We start from the raw sequence: 20777 nt of genomic DNA, 5'->3' as shown, positions 1-20777 counted from the left end.
TAAAGAGCAGCCCTAAACCGGCTGCTTTTTTTTATTTTCGTACTATGAGACATTTTTTGCCCAACGGAGAGGAACTGATCATCAGGCCCCCTGTGATAACAGACGCCATCGGGCTGCTGCGTAATTTCCAGCGAATGACGCAGGAAACGGATTACCTCTTGTTTACCCCCGGAGAAGCGCTCGAAATGACCGAGCGATCTGAAGAAGATTATATCAGGACTTACCTGGACAATCCCAATCAGCTGATGCTGGTAGCTATTGTAAACGATACCCTGGTGGGCTCTGTTACCGTGAACCACAGCGGTTATCAGAAAAAGGCACATATCGCAGAAATGGGTATCGCCGTAGAACGCGCCTGGGGCAGCCTGGGTATCGGTCGCCGCCTGATGACGGCCATGCTGCGCTGGGCCGAACAACATGAAAAAATACAGTTGATACATCTCCAGGTATTTGGCAACAACGATAAAGCCATGCACCTGTACCGCAACTTCGGCTTCCTCGAATGTGGCCGCCTGCCTAATGGAATACAGCAAAAAGACGGACAATATATTGACCTGGTGACGATGTACCGCCGGGTGAAACCATGATCAAAAGACGATTTGTTATGCAACGATATGACCGACAGACAAGACTGGAAGGCTTTGGCCCGGAAAAACAACGCCTGCTGCAGGCCGCTTCCGTGCTGGTAATCGGCGCGGGTGGACTGGGCGTACCGGTATTGCAATACCTAACGGCCATGGGTATAGGAAAAATCGGTATCGTGGAACATGATACCGTCTCCGTTACCAATCTGCAACGACAGGTTTTGTACACCACCGCCGATCAGGACCAGCCCAAAATAAAACTGGCTGCCGCCCGCCTGCAACAGCTGAATCCGGAAGTGCAGATCATACAACATGATACCTGGCTCACTACCGGTAACGCATTGGAAATAATAGGCGCCTACGATGTAGTAGTAGACTGTTCCGATAACTTCGGTACACGCTACCTTGTCAACGATGCCTGTGTGATTACCGGTAAACCGCTGGTCTATGGCGCTATCTATAAGTACGAAGGACAGCTGAGCGTGTTTAACTACCAGGGCGGCGCTACCTATCGCTGTATTTTCCCCGAGCCGCCGGAATCCGGTGAAATGCTGAATTGCAGCGAAATAGGTGTGTTGGGCGTATTGCCCGGTATCATTGGTTGTTACCAGGCCAACGAAACGGTGAAGATCATCACCGGTATTGGCACACCGCTGAAAAACCAGTTGATGACCATCGACACACTGCATAATACCCACCTTACTTTTAATATTACACCGGTAGCTGCCAATCTACAGATACAACGTTTGGCGAACAACTACCAGCAAACCGTTTGTGAAGTGAATAACCTGCAATCCCTGTCAGTACAGCAACTCCAGCAGCGCCTGCAACAAGGTAACCTGCAATTACTGGATGTGAGAGAAGAGGATGAATGGGAAATTTGTCATCTGCCGCAAGCCATCCATATTCCTATGGCACAGGTATTGAGCCGTGCAGCTGCATTACAGCCGGATGCTCCGCTGGCGGTGCTGTGCCATCATGGTATGCGTAGCCGGGCCGTAGGGCAGCGTTTGGTGGAGCTGGGTTTCAGGGATGTATATAATGTAGAAGGCGGTATCCATGCCTGGGCCTGTGCCATCGACGACCAGATGCAAACTTATTAATGTGGTTATAGAACTTTGTCTTCTTTTTTTCCTGGTAGCGCTGGTGTATTCAGCGGCCGGTTTCGGCGGCGGCTCCAGCTATCTGGCTATCCTGGCCCTGTGGGGGATCGACTTTCAGCTGATGAAATCCACGGCGCTGTTGTGCAATGTAGCCGTTGTGGCAGGCGGCGTGTATCATTTTTATAAAAGTGGCCATTTGCCCATGAAGAAGGCTTTATTATTGTCGTTTGTGAGTGTGCCGTTAGCTTTTATTGGAAGTTACTTACCCTTGAAACAGGAAACCTTTTTCCTGTTGCTGGGTGTGGCGCTTACATTGGCAGCCGTGTTTATGTGTTACCGGATGTTTTTTGAACGAAACAACCAGGAACCGGAAACATTGCGGGAAGGCAACGGTACCCTGTATGGCTTTATCGGCGGGGCTATCGGCTTACTGTCCGGTATGACCGGCATCGGTGGAGGTATTTACCTCGCGCCGGTACTACGGTTAGGCAAGTACGACACCGCTAAAAATGTAGCAGGACTGAGCAGCTTTTTTATCCTCGTCAATTCCATTGCCGGTCTGATGGGGCAGGCCGCCAAAAAGGCCATCGTATTCGATCCCGCATTTGCCGGGCCGTTATTGATAGCAGTGATCATCGGCGGACAGATCGGCGCGCGGCTGAGTGCCCGTGTGCTGAAACCCAAATGGGTGGCGGGCGCTACGGCGGTGTTGATTTTATATGCTGGGGTGAGAATGCTGGTGAAATAATTTTATCCACCAATGACAGACATACTTTCCAGTGCGCTGGTATGTAGCCGTTCAGCCTCAAAACCATTGACAGCACGCTGATGCAGCGCCTGCCGTATAGCCGGTAATATTGCTTCTCCTGACCGGATCAGGTCTTTTACATTTAAAACATCGTTGCCATAGAGGCATGTTTTTATACTACCGGTAGCGGATATACGAAGTCTGTTGCAGGTGCCGCAAAATGTACGGCTATACGCCGGTATTACGCCAATATTGCCCTGGTGGCCGGGAATGCAGTATTGCAGCGCCGTGGCATGCGGCGCGTCGGGTAATTTATGCAGCGTGTGTTGTTCGCGGAGTGTGTTCAGTATTTTCTCATAATTCCAGTTGATGCCGGAAAAAGTATGTCCTTGCCCGTTAAACGGCATCTCTTCAATAAACCTTACAGATATAGGCTGATCGCGGGTAAGCGCAGCGAAAGACACCAGCTCGTCGGTGTTCACATTGTCCATCACCACTACATTGATTTTTACCTTCATTTGGTGTGCCAGCAGGCTTTCGAGCGATTGCATCACAGTCGCAAACTGGTCACGGCGGGTGATTTGCCGGAAACGTTGTGGCTGCAGGGTGTCCAGGCTGAGGTTAATATGGGTGATGCCCAGCGCCTGCAGGCCGGGGATATGCTGGTGGGTGAGAACGCCGTTAGTAGTGATGGCAATTTCCCTGATGCCGGGAATAGCCTTGATTTCAGCCAGTAGCTGCATCAGGCCGGGGCGCAGGAAAGGTTCGCCGCCGGTAATCCTTACCTTGGAAATGCCAGCCCGGGCCAGTGTTTGCAACAGGGTAACGATCTCTTCATCGGTCAGCAAAGCGGACGACTTCACAAAACGCATCTGCTCCGGCATACAATAGGTACAGCGGAGATTGCAACGGTCCGTAACAGACAGTCTAACGTAATCGATTATACGATGATGCGCGTCTGTCAGCATGATCAGCAGTTTTTGCCGGCATTAGGATTTTCAAAAGCCTGGCTATCATCTTCCCCCCTGGGGGAAAGGCATTGGAAATCCTTTTCTACCAATACTTTCAGCTCGGAACCATCGGGGTTGGGCAGTATCAGCTCAAAACCTACCTGGTCCGGTGCATACCATGCCTGCAACCGTTCAGCAGGTAGGAGCAGGTGTACTCCGTCATGTTCCATTTTGATCACCGGATCGGTGATGTTTTTGGACCGCACGCAGAAATGAAGCGTGGCAGCGCCGATATGCGTGATGGATTCTACCTTGCCGGTAGCTTCCAGTAGTTCCACATCGGTTTTGTCCAGCCGGTAACGAATGCTGTTCCCTCTTAACCTGATCTTCATAGCAAGTGAATTTTCTCCGGTATTAAAAGTACTATTTTATCAGGGCTATATTGTAGTTTTAGCCAATAAATTTGAAGGTATGGGTCTCCTGTTTTTTGGTGTGGCAAAAGATATTGCCGGCGCGGCAAAGATCGATTTTCCGGAAACCGTTACCCGGGTGGCGGAGTTGAAACAGTGGTTGTATGAGCGTTATCCCGCCATACAGCAGCTTAACTCGCTTATGATAGCGGTGAACCGGGAATATGCGGCCGATGAACAAATCATTCATTTGGAAGATGAGGTAGCAGTCATCCCACCGGTTAGTGGTGGGTAGTTTCACGCAAAGAGCGCAAAGTCCCGCAAAGGGGAAAGATGATGGAAGTTTGATAAAGGAAGCGGAGATAGAAGCGAAGATAAACAGGCTGGCGCACGCAAAGGCGCGAAGCAGCAAAGGCGCAAAGGCAGGTTTTAGCGATAAAAAATAGTTATGGAAACATTAATAGCCATCAGGGATACGATTACCATGCAGGAAGCGCTGGATTTCATCCAGGGACCGGAATGCGGCGGGGAAGTGATTTTCACCGGTAAGGTACGGAACGATACCCGTGGCCGTGCGGTCACCAGGTTGTTTTATGAATGTTATGAACCCATGGCTCTCAGCGAGATGCAAAAAATTGCAGACCGGGTACAGGCACAGTGGGATATTAAAAAACTGGTGATGTTACATGCCATCGGCGATAAATACCCGGGAGATATTGCCGTCATCATCGCGGTAGCGTCCGCCCATCGCGGGATTGCCTTTGATGCCTGTGAATTTGTGATCGATACTTTAAAGGAAACGGTACCTATCTGGAAAAAAGAATTTTTTACGGATGGAGGGATCGGTCAGTAACCTGTTTGAGCGCTTCGGCTTTCTCTTCCGGTGTATTGGCGTTGTACTGTTCTGCTGCATAAGGATTGTGCAGTAGCCGGATATTCATATTCAGCAAGGTTTTCCGGGGACAGTTTTTCCCTGCTGCCACATTTTCTGCTAAAGCATGTAAACCGGCCGGTTCCCAAATAGCAATCAACGGTTCCGGTAATTCATTGACCGGACTGATAAAGGCTGTGGCCGATAGCTGTGTATCCCGTTCCCGCAGTAAGATTTCCAGGCTTTGCCGGCTGATCAGGGGAAGATCACAGGCCAGTACCAACCAGGCGGTGTCCGGTTGCAGCTGCGAAGCACTGAGTAATCCCGCGGAAGGACCGCCATAGGGCACACTGTCCGGTATCAACCGGGGATAGTGATCAAAATCTGTTTGTTGATCCCTCCGGCAAGACAGGTATGTTTCCAGTTGAAAGGAAGCCAACAAGTCCGCCAGGTAACGCCACTGCGGTATACCATGATAATGGATATTGCTTTTATTTTCCTGCATCCGGGTACTTTGCCCGCCACAGAGCACCAGTCCTTTCAGCGGCGCCGCATTATTTATAGTCATACTTTGCATCTTTGCTGCTTTGCGCCTTTGCGTGCGTCAGTCTGTTTGTCTTCGTTTCCATCTCCAATCTTTATTAAACTTCCATCATCTTCCCCCTTTGCGGGCCTTTGCTCTCTTCGCGGGAAACTCAACCCGCATGTCCATAGTCCTGCTTACCGCCGGTTTTACTGATCAGCCGGGTTTGGCGGATGATCATTTCCTGTGTGAAAGCCTTACACATATCGTAGATGGTAAGCGCCGCCACGCTGGCGCCGGTGAGGGCTTCCATTTCCACTCCTGTTTTACCGGTTGTTTTCACGGTGCAACGGATAACGGCTTCTTCCGCTTCGAGTTGAATTTGGACATCGCAGCCATCCAGCAGCAGGGTATGACAGAGCGGAATGAGGTCCGGCGTTTTTTTAGCGGCCATGATACCTGCGATGATAGCGGTTTGGAATACCGCGCCCTTGCGGGTTTGGATGTCGTTGTCCCGGAATTGTTCGCGTACCGGTGCCGGTAAATACACCCGGCTTTCGGCAACGGCTACACGATAAGTGCTGCCTTTGCCGCTTACATCTACCATGGCTGGTTGCCCGGAAGAATCGAGGTGCGTAAAATCGTGGCTTGACGGATTGGTCATAATATCATAAATTTAGTCATCTTCACCTGTACAAAAATAATACAAAATGATGCTGACTGTTGCTGACGCGTTTACTGCCGTATTACAGACCGTGAGGGATATGGGCACGGAAATGCTGCCGTTTGAGGCGGCTAATGGCCGTGTATTGCGGGAGCCTGTGAAGGCGGACCGTCCTTTTCCGCCCTTCGACAGGGTTACGATGGATGGTGTCGCTATCCTGTACGACAGCTATGCGCGGGGACAGCAGATTTTTGGAGTAGAAGATATACAGGCGGCGGGCCTTCCACGGTTGCAGTTATCCAATACCGCTAATTGCATAGAAGTGATGACCGGCGCTATCTTGCCCGAGCTGACAGATACCGTGATACCTTATGAACAGCTGCAACCTACTGACCATGAAGGATTTCGCCGTTTTACCGTTACCGGTGAAGTTACACAGGGACAAAATATTCACCGCAAAGGTTCCGATGTAGCGGAAGGTGCGGTGTTATTATCTCCCGGTACGGTGATCGGTCCTGCGGAAGCAGGTGTATTGGCCACTGTGGGCAAAACACAGGTGCTGGTAGCAAAATTGCCGCGTGTAGCCGTTATCGCTACCGGTAATGAACTGGTGCCGGTAGATGCTACACCGGAAGAGCACCAGGTGCGTATCTCCAATATATACAACCTGATGGCATCATTGCAGCAATGTGGCATTACTGCTACCTATGTTCACCTGAGTGATGAAGAAGCTGCCATGCGGGAGCGTTTGGAACCATTGTTGCAGGAAACGGATGTATGGATCAGTTCAGGCGCGGTATCTGCCGGAAAATACGATTATCTGCCGGCGGTATTACAGCGATTGGGTATGCAGCAACGTTTTCATAAAGTGCAGCAAAGACCGGGAAAACCGTTCCTATTCGGGACTTTCGACAATGGCCCCGTTGTTTTTGCATTACCTGGTAACCCGGTATCGGGCTTTATGTGTTTTTACCGTTATGTGCTGCCCTGGCTAAAAGCTGCGATGGGGGCGCAACAAGATGCCACTTTATACGCTGTGCTGCAGGAAACCGTCAACTTCCGGCCGGCATTGGAATATTATCTTCCTGTTAAGTTGCAATCCCTGCCGGATGGCCGATGGGGGGCTTTCCCCCAACCCTATCATGGCTCCGGAGATCTGGCCAGCCTGCTGATGGCCGATGCATTTATGGCGCTTCCACTGGATAAGAATACGTTTGAGCCGGGAAGTTGTTATCCTGTCTGGAAATTCCGTTAAACTTCGGCGATAAAACTCAGTCTTACATTAAAATATTTGCGTATGCCTGTAGTTGCCAAAAAACTGGAAATGCAACATCTCGCCTGGCGCGCCGGCTTTGGTGAAACCCTGCCTGTTATCTCCGAATGGGAAAAAAGACGACGAAAAGAAATCGTAAATAAAGTGCTGATCGGACCTAAAAGGTTTGAACTGGAATCGGTAGACGTGATCAACGCCACCGACCTGCCGGATTATAAACGTTTTAAGGATATGTCGGCAGACCAGAAAAAAGCCGTCCGGGAAATGAACACACAAGGCATCAAAGACCTGAACGTGGCCTGGATGAACATGATGGAGAAAAGTGAACATCCGCTGCGCGAAAAGATGAGCCTCTTCTGGCACGGGCATTTTGCCTGCCGCACGCAGGATGTGTTGTATAACCAGCAACTGATAGGCGTGATCCGCGAAAATGCTTTGGGCAACTTTGGTGATCTGCTTACCGCGGTCTCCAAATCGCCGGCTATGCTGCAGTTTCTCAACAACCAGCAAAACCGCAAACAACATCCCAACGAAAATTTTGCCCGGGAGGTGATGGAACTGTTTACCATGGGCCGCGGACATTATGCGGAAACAGATATCAAGGAAGCTGCACGCGCCTTTACCGGATGGGGTTTCGATGAAAACGGCCAGTTTGTATTCCGGGAGAAACAACACGACGACGGCATCAAAAATATACTGGGTAAAAGCGGTAACTACAACGGCGATGATGTATTGAAAATACTGCTGGAACAAAAAACAACCGCCACCTTTATCACCACTAAAATATTCCGGTATTTTGTAGATGATACCCCCGATACTGCCCTTATTCAATCCCTGTCAGATAAGTTTTACCATTCAGGTTATGACATCAAAACACTGATGCGTGAGATATTCATGGCCGATTGGTTTTATGACAGCAAATACATTGGCAACCGTATCAAATCGCCTGTGGAACTGCTGATCGGTATTCGCCGTACGGTGCCTATGGCTTTTGAACAGGAAGAAGTGATGCTGGTGTTCCAGCGTATCCTGGGCCAGGTGCTGTTTTACCCGCCCAACGTGGCCGGATGGCCGGGAGGCCGTAGCTGGATAGACAGTTCCAGCCTGATGTTCCGGTTACGCATTCCGCAGGTTATTCTCTATTCACAGGTATTAAACATCCGTCCGAAAGAACTGACACCGGAAATGGGGGATGGCGGTAATTATAAAATGACGTTGCAGATCAATGATTTCCTGAAAAGGCAATTCGCTAAAAAAGTGAATGCACGGATCAACTGGGACCCTTACATACAGGGCTTCAGCGATACGCCCCGGGAAAACCTGGCAGATGCTATCGCCGGCGTTTTACTGCAACAGCCGGGCAACATCAAAAAATCGTTGCTGGAAAAATACGCCGATACCGGTTCCCGCGAAGGATACATTAAAACCGTGACCATCGATGTGATGAGCACACCGGAATATCAACTTTGTTAGTCATTCACCAGAAAGCTACCCATCATGTATATAGTTAACAGGCGACGTTTTTTACAGGTAGGTTCCCTGGCTTCCGCAGCCATGCTGATGCCCAAGTTCCTGAAGGCTTTTGAATCCGGTGCATTGGTACCTCCGGGAAATAAAGTGCTGGTCATTGTTCAGCTGTCAGGTGGGAATGATGGCCTGAATACCATCATCCCTTATCGCAACGATATTTATTACCGTTCCCGCCCTGCATTGGGTATCAAGCGCGAAACTGCCCTGTCACTCAATGATGAGCTGGGTATCCATCCTTCCCTGGATGGCCTGAAAGCCTTGTACGACGACGGTTCCCTCGGTATCCTCAATAATGTGGGGTATCCTAACCCTGACCGTTCCCACTTCCGTTCTATGGATATCTGGCATTCCGCCAGCCAGTCCAATGAAATATGGAACGACGGCTGGGTAGGCCGCTACCTGGACGCACAATGCAACGGTTGCGATAAACCCACACAGGCGCTGGAAATAGACGATACCTTAAGCCTGGCGCTGAAAGGCGAACGTAATAAAGGACTGGCGCTCACTGATCCGGGCCGCTTGTCCAATACCAGCAATGACCGGTTTTTTAAAGAGCTGTTGCAACAACATGCCCATGAAGATGAGCACCATAATGTAGAATATCTCTATAAAACCATGGGGGAAACCATTTCTTCTGCGGCCTATATCCAGCAACAGTTTAAGACGTATCAGTCCAAGGAAAATTACCCTGCTACGGAGCTGGGCCGTAATATGAAAACCATTGCCAACCTGATCATGTCAGACATCAATACCAAAGTGTATTACGTGTCGCACGGCAGTTTTGATACGCATGTGAACCAGCAGGACCAGCAAGCCCGCCTCTTTAAGCAGTTAAGCGATGCGCTGACAGTGTTTACCGGTGATCTTAAAAAGAACAACCGTTTCCAGGATGTAGTGGTGATGACTTTCTCTGAATTCGGGCGCCGGGTGGGCCAGAACGCCAGCGGGGGAACCGATCATGGCACCGCTAACAACATGTTCCTGATAGGTGGTGGTTTAAAGAAGCAGGGCGTGCTCAATGAAGGGCCGGACCTGATGAACCTGAAAGACGGGGATTTGCAATATAAGCTGGACTTTAAAAGCGTGTATGCCACCCTGTTGGATAAATGGCTGGGCGCCAATGACAGGGAGATCCTGAAAGCGGATTATACAAAACTGGACTTCATTTAGGGATTTTTTGATTTACGGATTTTTTGATTTCGGGGATGACCTAAAGCGAAGACCCAAGCGATGACTTACTCGCTTGGGTCTTCGCTTTTTAATCACGAAATCAAAAAATCCGTAAATCAAAAAATCCCTAAATCATTGCGTGGTTACGGTGTAAATAGCTCTGAAGGCGCCGTTCTGGATGGTGCGGGTACCAGCCACGCCGTTAAGATCTTTCAGGGTACCGGAGAAAGTACCTTCCACATAAATATTATTGATGTCGGTGATGGTGATCATACAGTCTGTACTGCCCTGAGAGCTGTAGCTCGCCGGATAATCACCGCTGTTCACTACCATCAGGATACCGTTGCCTTTCTGTGAGCAGGGATATACGCCCGGTTTAAGCGGTATGCCGGGTCCAGCCATCGTAAAGTTGATGATATCGCCTGTTTTGGTTTTCCCCGTAATTTCCATGTGGGCATAGTCAGAAGTAGGGTCGCTCGGATCAAAGGTCGGAGCGTATAACAGGCCTTTTGGATTTTCACTGAGAAAAATTCTGTTGTCCAGCTTTACGGAAACAAACTTACGGTCTTTGCTATTGTCTTTGTCTTTTCCGCAGGAGCTGCTTAGGATAACAACAGCACTGAGCAGTGCGGTGATAAGTATGCGCATAGGTACTTATTATAGAAAGATGTAATAAAAATTCCGATAAAAATAATCATTTTCAAGATAGAAAAACGAATGCCGGCAGGGGATTGTTACATTCCCTTGCCGGCATTTCCGTTTATCTTGATAAATTGATGTTTATGCTTTGCGGGCAGTGCGGTAAAGATACCAGCCCATAAAGGCAAAGAAGGCACATCCCAGCACAAAGTAGCCACCGGTGCCCAATATACCGGCGAGTGCTCCTTCTGCATTGAGTTTGGCGAGTATAGCCGCAGAGCTGTCGAATCCGGCGAGGATAGCGATGATAACGCCTGCCACAGCACCACCGGCCACGAGGCCTGTTGCAAACAGGTTGCCTTTGCCCAGTTCCTCTTCTGCTGCGGAAGTATGGATATTGGCTTTTTTGTTTTTATAGTCTACCACGCCACGGATAGCGCCACCAATGAAGATGGGGAAGGTAGTAGACAACGGCAGATAAGCGCCCACAGCGAAAGACAGGGAGTTGACGCCGCACAGTTCCATGGTGACAGCCAGGAAAACGCCTACCAGCACAAATTGCCAGTCGAGGTTGAACGACAGGATGCCTTTAGCCAGTGTAGCCATGAGCGTACCTTGCGGAGCCGGGTAGTACGCACTGCCGATAGCATGTTCCGTTACCCCTTTGCTGATCATTTCAGCAGTGGGCTTATCCAGGAACTTCACGGTAAGACCGATCACGATAGAGGATACAATTGCGCCGATGAAAAGGGCCAGCTGTTGGTACCTGGGGGTAGCGCCTACAATGTAACCGGATTTCAGGTCCTGTGAAGTACCGCCGGCGTTGGCGGCGGCGATACAGATCATACCGCCTACCACGAGGGCCATGGGTTCATATACTTTGCCGGTCCAGCCTACGGCGATAAACACCAGGCAGGTGCCCATCAGCGTAGCGATGGTCATACCGGAAATAGGATTATTGGAAGAACCGATGAGGCCTACGATACGGCTGGACACCGTTACGAAGAAAGCGCCGAAAACTACTACCAGCAGGCCTACCAGTAATTTTTTGCCGATAGAGTCACCTGGCAGCTGTGGCAGGAAGGCCATCAGCAGTATCAGGGCTATGCTGCCGAATGCTACTACCTTGAGGCTCAGGTCCCGTTCTGTCCTGGGTACATCGGCAGGTGCGCCGCCATCCGCTTTACGGTCTTTGATAGCGCCGATGCTGCCTTTAAAGGAAGAGATGATGGTAGGAATTGTTTTCAGCAGGGTGATAAAACCGCCGGCTGCTACGGCGCCTGCGCCGATCTGGCGTACATAGGCGTAGTATACGGCGGAGGAATAATCAGCGAATGTATGGGCAACAGGGTCCCAGTTACCTTGTCCGCCGGGTGTTTGCAGACTGGCCAGGTAGCCGATCTTCACCAGTTGGGCGGCAATAACGTCGCCGGGCAGCAGGGAGGCCAGCAGCGGGATGAGGGCCAGCCAGGACAATACGCCGCCGGCTACCAGTACACCGGCAATACGCGGCCCGATGATATAACCCACACCCATATACTCCGGTGTGATGTCTGCGCTGATTTTAGCAGATGGAAAGAACTTGCTGGTTTGTTTGGTCATGTAGGCCGGTGTTTCGGCGATTACATGCAATATCTTCTGAAAAATAGCATAGGCAAAGGCGAAGCCCAGGCCATAGAAGGCGGTACGGGCGAAGTCGCCCCCTTTTTCACCGGCAATCAGCACATCGCCACAGGCGGTGCCTTCCGGGTAGGGCAGGGTTTTGTGTTCTTTTACAATCAACGACCGGCGCAGCGGTATCATCATCAGCGTACCGAGAATACCACCGAAAATAGCCAGGATCAGAATAGTGAAGTAGTTAAAAAACTGGGCGCCACCGCCATCGCTGAGAAAAAGGAATCCGGGCAGGGTAAATACCACGCCGGCAGCAATGGATTCACCGGCGGAACCGGTTGTCTGGATAATGTTGTTTTCCAGAATGGTGGTGTTAAAAAACTTTCTGCCTAAAGTAATCGCAATAACGGCAATCGGAATGGAGGCGGAAACGGTTAGACCGGCTTTCAGCGCCAGGTATACGGTAGCGGCGCCAAAGATAATTCCGAAAAGACAGCCCAGTAGGATGGATTTAAGCGTAAATTCTTTCATTTGTGCACCAGGTGGCACAAAAGGTTTGAAATTGTTGTCAGCCATATTTTAAGTTAAGTGATAGTATTAAGGGCTGAAATTTACGAATTAGGAAGGTACTTACCGCGCATAAAAAGGAAGACCGGAACAAATTCATTTGTTCAGGTCTTCCTATATAGATAAGAGGCAGGCAGTTATCTTACGCCATGCATCCATTTTTTCAGGAAAGCGGTGGACAGGAACAGCAGTACGGCTGCAGCACCTGGCAGGATCACGAACACCATAAAGAACTCATAGAGGTTATGGATGGTGAAGCCGGCAAAAGTCGGGTAATGAGCAGCCAGTTTCAGTTCGTGTAATTTATCGAGTTGTTGGGCAGTAGCGGTAATAGTGCCATCCAGGATGCCTTTCAGGTCGATATTGTTTTTAGTGGCCAGTTCAAACTTGTCCTGTGTAGGCGGTAACAAGGCGCCCAGGGTACCTGCCAGTGCATAACCGGCAGCATTGGCCAGGAACCATACGCCCATCAGCAGGGAGGAGAAACGGTGAGGCGCCAGTTTGGACACCAGGGAGAGACCTATCGGTGACAGGCAAAGTTCACCCAGGGTATGGAACAGGTACATCACAATCAGCCAGATCACGCCCAGTTTCTGACCGGGGCCCAGGTCTTTTACCTGCATGGCGATGATGAAGAAGCCAAATGCCAGCAAAGCCAGTCCGATGGACTGTTTAACCGGGGAGATAGGCTCCATGTTGCGTTTGTTCAGTTTCATCCATAACCAGCTGAACGGGAAGGCAAATATGACAATGAAAACAGAGTTGAAGTTCTGTATCAGGCTGGGTGGCAGGTTCCACCAGAGGAAGTGACGGTCTGTCTGATAGTCGGCCACGAAGGTGAGAGAGGAACCGGCTTGTTCAAAACAGGCCCAGAAGAAGATCACAAAGAAGGCCACAAAGTAGATTACGAGAATACGTTGCCTTTCTACTTTGGTAATACTTTTATCGGTAAGGATCAGGACAGCCAGGCTAATACCGGCAGCATAAATAAAGGGATACAGCCAGGATTTGATCGGGTTGGGATCGAGGGAGAGGTAGTGGATCACAAAGAAGAGAACGATCATGAGGCCCAGTACGCCGAAGATAGCGGTCGTAGAGAATTTAGCCTTATCAGCTTCGCCTTCTGCCAGGTGGGCTACAGGTTTGCTGAAATCCGGTTTGCCGCCAATGGCTTTCCCATCGGGCGTTATTACATATTTGTCTTTCAGGAAGTAGAACATCACGGAGCCGAGGAACATGGCGATGCTGGCTGCGAGGAAGCCCCATTTGAAGGCGCCTACAATGCGCACGTTGTCTTTGCCGATCACATCACCCACGGTGGAGCAGATAAACATACCCAGGAAAGCGCCGACATTGATACCCATATAGAAGATAGTGAAAGCAGCATCGAGACGGTTATCCGTTTTAGAATACAGCTGCCCTACCATAGAGGAGATATTGGGTTTAAAGAAGCCGTTGCCGAAGATGATGACCAGCAGGGCTATCCATACCATTAATTTAGCTGTTTCTATGTTAGTGGCGTAGAGGACGGCGCTCACCACCATCAGTAACTGACCTATGCCCATGGTGAAGCCACCGAGCAGGATGCAGTTCCTGTTGCCGAGGTAGCGGTCGGAGATATATCCGCCCAGCATAGGAGTTAGGTAACAAAGACCAAGGAAGCCGCCATAGACATAGGAGGAGTCAGCTTCAGAGAATGCCAGTGCATTTACCAGGAAGAGGGTCAGTAACGCCCTCATGCCGTAAAAGTTAAATCGTTCCCACATTTCCGTGGCAAATAGAACATAAAGCCCCTTCGGATGACTCTTTGACGAGGCATCAGCAGGCGTCTGTGCAACAGCAGTTTGCATCATAAATTGGTTAGTTTTAGCAATAGTTGTTTTAAGGTTCTGTTAAGTCTCTAAAGGAGGCAATTTAAAATAAAATAGGTTATCTCATAAAAAAATGGTGGAAATGGGCAGTTTTTGTGGGTTTTTGTGCTTTTTTCATCTTTCTTTGCATTTTCTTTCGCACCTGCATTTATTAGGCAATTCATATGAACGTTTTATTACTAGGTAGTGGTGGCCGGGAACACGCCCTGGCCCGCAAAATGTCCCAAAGTCCACAGTGTGGCCAGTTATTTATCGCGCCGGGTAATGCCGGAACGTCGCAATGTGGAACGAACGTCGACATGGGCGTGAGTGAATTTGAGAAAATCCGGGCTTTTTGCCTGGAAAATGCCATCGACCTGGTAGTACCGGGATCTGAAGAGGCCCTGGTAAACGGTATCTATGATTTTTTTGCCGGTGATGCAGCCCTGCAGCATATCCCGGTAATGGGCCCGTCGCAGGAAGGCGCCCGCCTGGAAGGAAGTAAGGCTTTCGCCAAATTGTTTATGCAGCGGCATCAGATCCCTACGGCTGCTTACCGTGAGTTTAATGCCGATAATTTTGAAGAAGGCGTGGCTTATCTTCAACAGCATTCCTTACCAATTGTACTGAAAGCCGATGGGCTGGCAGCAGGTAAGGGCGTGGTGATCACCAGTTCCCATGAAGAAGCCGTAACAGAGTTTGAACAGATGATCCGGGACGCCAAATTTGGCGATGCCGGCAAAACCGTTGTGATAGAACAATTCCTGACTGGTATTGAGCTGTCTGTATTTGTACTGACCGATGGTCATTCCTACCAGATATTGCCGGAAGCCAAAGACTACAAACGGATTGGCGAAGGAGATAAAGGTCTCAATACCGGCGGTATGGGTGCCGTATCACCGGTGCCTTTTGCGGATGCAGCGTTCATGAAAAAGGTGGAAGATCAGGTTATCCGTCCTACCGTAACAGGTTTATCGAAAGAGGGTATAAAATATAACGGATTCATCTTTTTTGGCTTGATTAATGTAGAAGGAGAGCCTTTTGTAATTGAGTACAACTGTCGCATGGGCGATCCGGAAACGGAAGTCGTAATGCCCCGTTTACAAAATGATTTATTGGAGTTGTTTACTGCCGTTATCGACGGTAAACTGGCGGAGCAGACTATCTATGCCGATTCACGTGCTGCCGCCACTGTTATGCTGGTATCCAAAGGATATCCGGAGGCGTATGAGAAAAACAAGGTGATCACCGGGATACCGGCGCCTACCAATGACCAGATCGTGTTTCATGCCGGAACCAAAGCATCAGGAGCAGAGATCGTTAGCAATGGAGGAAGGGTATTAGCCGTTACATCGCTGGCTACCAACCTGGCAATGGCATTGGCTCATTCCGTGCAAACTGCCGAACAGATTGCATTTGAGGGTAAGACCTATCGTCGGGACATAGGCTATGAATTTATTTAGAAATTTGGATATTTGGATATTGAAGGATTTCTTAACAAAGAAGGTCTGCTAAATAGCCAAATCACTAAATATTAAAAAGGTTAAAATAATCGTGTCGGGTTGCCGTTTAAACAACAAATAACTTTTTTTAATATTTAGCCGTATTATTGCAAGAATATCCACTTTTTGCATCGTATATTCGTTAGAATTATTCATTTTTGCATTCTAATTTTTGACCGTATCAACAATGGGATTTTTTAATTTTTTAACGCAGGAAATCGCGATTGATCTGGGTACAGCGAACACGCTGATAATACATAATGACCAAGTGGTTGTGGACGAGCCTTCCATTGTAGCGATAGAACGGGCTAGCGGCAAAATTGTGGCTGTAGGTAAGAAGGCCATGATGATGCACGAAAAAACACACGAATATCTTCGTACGATACGTCCCCTGAAGGATGGTGTGATCGCGGACTTTAACGCTGCGGAAGGCATGCTCAGGGAACTGATAAAAATGGTTTATCCTAAAAAGCCGCTGTTTGCACCCAGCTGGCGTATGGTGATCTGTATTCCTTCCAGTATTACTGAAGTGGAGAAGAGAGCGGTACGTGACTCTGCGGAGCAGGCGGGCGCCAAGGAAGTGTACCTGCTGCACGAACCGATGGCCGCTGCCCTGGGTATCGGTATCGACGTGGAAGAACCGGTAGGTAACATGATCATCGATATCGGAGGCGGTACCACCGGTATCTCCGTGATTGCACTGGCAGGTATTGTGTGTGACCAGAGTATCCGCATCGCCGGTGACGAGTTTACCGCCGATATCATGGAAGCGCTGCGCCGCTACCATAGCCTGTTGATCGGTGAAAGAACCGCTGAACAGATCAAAATTCACATCGGATCAGCCCTGAAAGAGCTGGACAACCCACCCGATGATATCCCGGTGAATGGCCGTGACCTGGTGACCGGTATTCCTAAACAGATCATGGTATCTTACCAGGAAATTGCCGAAGCACTGGACAAATCTATCTTTAAAATCGAAGAAGCCATCCTGAAAGCGCTGGAAACAACGCCTCCGGAGCTGGCATCAGATATTTACCGCAGAGGCTTGTACCTGACCGGTGGCGGTGCGCTGCTGCGTGGCCTGGACAAACGCCTGGCCCAGAAAATCAAACTGCCTGTTCATGTAGCAGATGATCCACTGCGCGCCGTAGTAAGGGGCACTGGCATAGCGCTGAAACATGTGGGTAAATATCCGTTCCTGATGCAATAAACCTATTTAGGTATTTGGCTATTTGGTTATTCAGGGAATTCTCTCATGGAAGAAAAATCCTTCAATAACCAAATAGCTAAATAATAAAATCTCTAAATGACTCGCGCTTGTGCGGAATTTAATCATTTTCTTTAGGCGATATTTCAACTTCTTCTTATTTCTGCTGCTGGAAGTGATTTGTATTGTATTGGTGGTCCAGAACAATAACCTCCAGCGATCTGCCTACGTTAACTCCGCCAATAATATTAGTGGGAAACTATACGACAAATACAACAACGTACAATACTACTTTCACCTGAAAGCTACCAACGATAGCCTGGTAGCGGAAAATACCCGCCTTCATAATGCCTTGCACACCAGCTTTGATTCCATGGTGACCGGCACCGGCCTGAAGATAGACACGATCCGCCAGTACAGCGATGATACCCTTCACCGCGTAATCGGTACCCAGATCCGCCGTTATAAATACTTCGAGGCTAAAGTGATTAACAACTCCATCAGCAAACCGATCAACTATCTCACCATCCACCGGGGCAGCCTGCAGGGTATCCGCCCGAATATGGGGGTGATCAGTAACAGCGGCGTGGTAGGCGTGGTAAGAAGTGTGAGCGATAACTATGCAGTGGTGCTGTCCATGCTCTCCAAATCCAACTCCGTATCCATCAGCGCACGCCTTGGTCAGAGTAAGGAAATGGGATCGGTACACTGGGACGGCGAAAGTGCCGGTTATGCCCAGTTACGGGACATTCCAAAGAGCGCCAAAGTACATAAAGGGGATACCGTGGTGACCAGCGGCTTTTCTGCCCTGTTCCCGGAAAATATTCCCATCGGGTATGTGGATACTGTCATGGTGTCGGATAAATCCGGTACCTCCTTCAATATCCGCCTGAGACTGGCCACCAATTTCTATAACGTGCAATATGTGTATGTGATAGAAAACCTGCTGAAAGATGAACAACAAAGACTAGAAGACTCAACTTACAAGTTGATCAAATGAGTATACTGTTAAGAAATATTATCCGGTTCGCATTCCTGTTACTGATACAGGTATTTGTACTCAATAAGATATTGATCCACCAGCTGGTGAGCCCTTATTTGTACATGCTTTTCATCCTGGCGCTGCCTTTTAACCTGCCGCGCCCGGTAGTCATGCTGTTGGGTTTCCTGATGGGTATCTCCCTCGATATGTTTTCCGACACCATGGGGATACATGCCGCAGCCTGCGTATTCATTGCCTACCTGCGACCGTTTATTATCAACATCCTATCTCCCCAGGGCGGTTTTGAAACCACCCAGAAAACGCCTTCCATGACCAGCATGGGCGTAACCCAGTTTTTGATTTATGCGGCAGTACTGGTATTTCTGCATCACATAGTCTTTTTTATCCTGGAAGTTTTCGGTTTCGGCAACCCGTTATACCTGCTGCTGAAAATCGTACTTTCCACCGCTGCCAGCCTTGTTCTGATCATTTTGTATGAATTACTATTTTTCACAAAGAAATAGCAGTTTGCGGTAGCTGTTTGCCAAATATTACTATTAAATTTATACATCGGAAAATGGGATGTTGTGAGCAGTAATGCCAGCAACCTGCATTTTAAAATTTATCCGTCCTCAATAGCATGTCAGTTTTTAATCAGCCCAGAAAAAGAGTTATACAGGCGATTATACTTGGGATGGTGGTGCTGATCATTACCAGGTTGTTTTTCCTGCAGATTGTAGAGAAGAAATACGCTAAGCTGGCGGATGCCAACGCTGTGCTCAGAAAAGTGGTGTATCCCAGCCGTGGTATTATCTATGACCGGCAAAACCGCGCCATCCTCAGTAACGACGTGTTGTACGATCTGGTAGTAACACCTGCCAGCGTGAAAGCCATCGATACCGGCTATCTCTGTAAGATATTAAACATCGATAAAGAAGAGTTCCGTAAACGTATTGTCAATGCGATCGTGAGAAACGGCCGTGTAAGACAATCCGTATTTGCTGCCTTGCTCCCGGCTGAAGTATTTGGCCAGCTGCAGGAAAGTATGTACCTCTTCCAGCCGGGATTTGAACTGGTACCCCGGCAGATCCGCTCCTATCCTTATGCGGCGGCTGCCAATATCCTGGGGTATATCGGGGAAATTTCACCGGAAAAACTCAAAGACAGCGCTTATGCTTCCTATAACTCCGGGGATTACCTGGGACTGGCCGGTCTGGAAAGGACCTACGAAGCCGTTCTCATGGGTACCCGTGGTATTCAGTATCTGGTAAAAGATAACCTTAACAGGCCACAGGGAGCTTACGAAGGAGGTGAATTTGACAGCGCTGCTATTGCGGGTAAAAACCTGCGCCTGTCACTCGATATTGAATTACAACAGTTCGGGGAAAAACTCATGAAAGGTAAAATGGGCAGCATCGTAGCCATCGATCCGCAAACCGGCGGTATCCTTGCCATGATCAGCGCTCCTACCTTCGACCCCAACCTGCTCACCGGTTCCTACCGCAGCACCAACTCGGTACTGCTCAACCGCGATACTACCAAACCGACCTTTAACCGTGCTATCCAGGCTACTTACCCGCCGGGGTCTACCTTTAAGCCCATGATCGCACTGGTAGGGCTGGATGAAGGGGTGATCACACCCAGCTTCGGCTATCCCTGCGGCGGCGCATATTATGGTTGTAGCCGCCCTATCAAATGTGAGCACCATGACGCCGGCCACGCGGCCAACCTGCGCCTGGCGCTCTCCCACTCCTGTAACTCCTACTTCTCGCATGTATACCGCCTGAGCGTAGACGCAGCGAAATTTGGCGGCATCCGCGTGGGAGGCCTCCAGAAATGGTCCGACTATATGAACAGCTTCGGCTTCGGTCACCGCATCGGGGTGGATATTCCCAGTGAAGCCCGTGGTATCGTGCCTAATCCGGCTTTCTACGACAAAATGTATAAAGGCAGCTGGAACTCCTGTACTTCCGTGTTCCTCGGTATCGGTCAGGGTGAGCTGACACTGTCTCCCCTGCAGATGGCCAATGCGATGTGTATCGTAGCTAACCGCGGTTCCTACTATATCCCGCACTTCGTGCAAAGTATTGACAACGACGATACCCACTTACTCGACAAATACAAGGAAAAACACGTGGTAGCGCATATCTCCGATACGGCTTACAGCGCGGTAATCCATGGTATGACCGATGTGGTGGAAAGTGGCACCGGCCGTGTAGCCCAGATCGAAGGCATTACTATCGGTGGTAAAACCGGTACCGCAGAAAACTATGGTATTGTAGACGGCAAACGCGTAAAGCTGAAAAACCACGCGGTGTTCGTGGCATTTGCCCCGGCGGAGAAAGCACGTATAGCCGTTGCCGTGATCGTGGAAAACTCCGGTTTTGGCGCCCGCTATGCGGCGCCTATCGCCAGTTTGATGATGGAGAAATACCTGAAGGACTCTATCTCCACCAAAAGACAACCGCTCATGAAAACAGTGATGGAAACAGTTACACTGGATGCCGCTATGGTAGCTAAATCCAAACTGGATTCCCTGAACGCCAGTGCTGCCATCAAGAAAAACGGAACTAAATAACTTATAAACGAA

At 49.4% G+C, this 20777-nt stretch carries 20 protein-coding genes; 13 read left to right on the top strand and 7 right to left on the bottom strand.

Going from position 1 to position 20777, the window contains the following annotated elements; all coding sequences use genetic code 11:
- The first annotated feature begins 44 nt into the window (after positions 1 to 44).
- Genes ICL07_RS12285 through ICL07_RS12275 form a run of 3 tightly spaced genes read left to right on the top strand, consistent with a single transcriptional unit; the run spans position 45 to position 2435 of the window.
- A complete protein-coding gene (locus ICL07_RS12285) occupies positions 45 to 587 on the top strand; it encodes a GNAT family N-acetyltransferase (RefSeq protein WP_188088189.1) in 543 nt (180 codons plus the stop codon).
- Between the two features lie 17 nt (positions 588 to 604).
- Positions 605 to 1687 (top strand): HesA/MoeB/ThiF family protein, encoded by a 1083-nt coding sequence (locus ICL07_RS12280; protein WP_246485013.1) that lies wholly within the window; start codon positions 605 to 607, stop codon positions 1685 to 1687.
- Position 1688: 1 nt separating this feature from the next.
- Positions 1689 to 2435: a TSUP family transporter gene (locus ICL07_RS12275; RefSeq protein ID WP_188088187.1), complete on the top strand. Its 747-nt coding sequence runs from the start codon at positions 1689 to 1691 to the stop codon at positions 2433 to 2435.
- A gap of 2 nt (positions 2436 to 2437) precedes the next feature.
- On the opposite strand, the gene moaA is transcribed toward ICL07_RS12275, so the two are convergent.
- Positions 2438 to 3403, bottom strand: coding sequence for a GTP 3',8-cyclase MoaA (moaA, locus tag ICL07_RS12270; RefSeq protein ID WP_188088186.1), 966 nt, complete (start codon positions 3401 to 3403; stop codon positions 2438 to 2440).
- Positions 3404 to 3405: 2 nt separating this feature from the next.
- Complete coding sequence (locus tag ICL07_RS12265) at positions 3406 to 3777, bottom strand: DUF7009 family protein (RefSeq protein WP_188088185.1); 372 nt, start codon at positions 3775 to 3777, stop codon at positions 3406 to 3408.
- Positions 3778 to 3856: 79 nt separating this feature from the next.
- Between ICL07_RS12265 and moaD the strand changes: the two genes are divergently transcribed.
- The gene (gene moaD, locus ICL07_RS12260) at positions 3857 to 4090 is read left to right on the top strand and encodes a molybdopterin converting factor subunit 1 (protein WP_188088184.1); all 234 of its coding nucleotides are present in this window, start codon (positions 3857 to 3859) and stop codon (positions 4088 to 4090) included.
- Between the two features lie 153 nt (positions 4091 to 4243).
- Positions 4244 to 4648: a molybdenum cofactor biosynthesis protein MoaE gene (locus ICL07_RS12255; protein WP_188088183.1), complete on the top strand. Its 405-nt coding sequence runs from the start codon at positions 4244 to 4246 to the stop codon at positions 4646 to 4648.
- Here the strand turns inward: ICL07_RS12255 and ICL07_RS12250 are convergent.
- Complete coding sequence (locus ICL07_RS12250) at positions 4623 to 5234, bottom strand: NTP transferase domain-containing protein (RefSeq protein WP_188088182.1); 612 nt, start codon at positions 5232 to 5234, stop codon at positions 4623 to 4625. The genes ICL07_RS12255 and ICL07_RS12250 overlap by 26 nt on opposite strands.
- Before the next feature lie 127 nt (positions 5235 to 5361).
- On the bottom strand, positions 5362 to 5853 hold the full coding sequence (gene moaC / locus ICL07_RS12245; protein WP_188088181.1) for a cyclic pyranopterin monophosphate synthase MoaC: 492 nt from the start codon (positions 5851 to 5853) through the stop codon (positions 5362 to 5364).
- A 46-nt stretch (positions 5854 to 5899) separates the two neighbouring features.
- On the opposite strand from moaC, the gene ICL07_RS12240 reads away from it, so the two are divergent.
- Genes ICL07_RS12240 through ICL07_RS12230 form a run of 3 tightly spaced genes read left to right on the top strand, consistent with a single transcriptional unit; the run spans position 5900 to position 9826 of the window.
- On the top strand, positions 5900 to 7108 hold the full coding sequence (locus tag ICL07_RS12240; RefSeq protein WP_223151821.1) for a molybdopterin molybdotransferase MoeA: 1209 nt from the start codon (positions 5900 to 5902) through the stop codon (positions 7106 to 7108).
- Between the two features lie 42 nt (positions 7109 to 7150).
- A complete protein-coding gene (locus ICL07_RS12235) occupies positions 7151 to 8599 on the top strand; it encodes a DUF1800 domain-containing protein (protein ID WP_246485011.1) in 1449 nt (482 codons plus the stop codon).
- Positions 8600 to 8623: 24 nt separating this feature from the next.
- Positions 8624 to 9826: a DUF1501 domain-containing protein gene (locus tag ICL07_RS12230; RefSeq protein ID WP_188088180.1), complete on the top strand. Its 1203-nt coding sequence runs from the start codon at positions 8624 to 8626 to the stop codon at positions 9824 to 9826.
- A 132-nt stretch (positions 9827 to 9958) separates the two neighbouring features.
- Here the strand turns inward: ICL07_RS12230 and ICL07_RS12225 are convergent, their stop codons facing one another.
- The 3 genes from ICL07_RS12225 to ICL07_RS12215 form a co-directional block, all read right to left on the bottom strand.
- On the bottom strand, positions 9959 to 10474 hold the full coding sequence (locus ICL07_RS12225) for a hypothetical protein (protein ID WP_188088179.1): 516 nt from the start codon (positions 10472 to 10474) through the stop codon (positions 9959 to 9961).
- A 132-nt stretch (positions 10475 to 10606) separates the two neighbouring features.
- Positions 10607 to 12655 (bottom strand): OPT family oligopeptide transporter, encoded by a 2049-nt coding sequence (locus ICL07_RS12220; RefSeq protein ID WP_188088178.1) that lies wholly within the window; start codon positions 12653 to 12655, stop codon positions 10607 to 10609.
- A 128-nt stretch (positions 12656 to 12783) separates the two neighbouring features.
- Positions 12784 to 14496: a peptide MFS transporter gene (locus ICL07_RS12215; protein WP_188088885.1), complete on the bottom strand. Its 1713-nt coding sequence runs from the start codon at positions 14494 to 14496 to the stop codon at positions 12784 to 12786.
- A gap of 185 nt (positions 14497 to 14681) precedes the next feature.
- Between ICL07_RS12215 and purD the strand changes: the two genes are divergently transcribed.
- From purD to mrdA, 5 genes are all read left to right on the top strand, one after another.
- Positions 14682 to 15959, top strand: a complete 1278-nt coding sequence (gene purD / locus ICL07_RS12210; protein WP_188088177.1) for a phosphoribosylamine--glycine ligase — start codon at positions 14682 to 14684, stop codon at positions 15957 to 15959.
- Between the two features lie 226 nt (positions 15960 to 16185).
- Positions 16186 to 17208 carry a rod shape-determining protein gene (locus tag ICL07_RS12205; protein ID WP_078669179.1) on the top strand — a complete coding sequence of 341 codons (1023 nt, stop codon included), beginning with the start codon at positions 16186 to 16188 and terminating at the stop codon, positions 17206 to 17208.
- A 109-nt stretch (positions 17209 to 17317) separates the two neighbouring features.
- The gene (gene mreC / locus ICL07_RS12200) at positions 17318 to 18205 is read left to right on the top strand and encodes a rod shape-determining protein MreC (protein WP_188088176.1); all 888 of its coding nucleotides are present in this window, start codon (positions 17318 to 17320) and stop codon (positions 18203 to 18205) included.
- On the top strand, positions 18202 to 18711 hold the full coding sequence (gene mreD, locus ICL07_RS12195) for a rod shape-determining protein MreD (protein ID WP_188088175.1): 510 nt from the start codon (positions 18202 to 18204) through the stop codon (positions 18709 to 18711). The genes mreC and mreD overlap by 4 nt, the downstream gene beginning before the upstream one ends.
- A gap of 116 nt (positions 18712 to 18827) precedes the next feature.
- Entirely contained in the window at positions 18828 to 20765 is a 1938-nt protein-coding gene (gene mrdA, locus ICL07_RS12190; protein WP_188088174.1) for a penicillin-binding protein 2, read from the top strand.
- Positions 20766 to 20777 lie beyond the last annotated feature (12 nt).

The sequence above is a fragment of the Chitinophaga qingshengii genome, from assembly GCF_014529935.1.
GTDB lineage: Bacteria > Bacteroidota > Bacteroidia > Chitinophagales > Chitinophagaceae > Chitinophaga > Chitinophaga qingshengii.
Note: the sequence above shows the minus strand (reverse complement) of the source record. Positions and strands in the feature narration are given on the sequence as shown.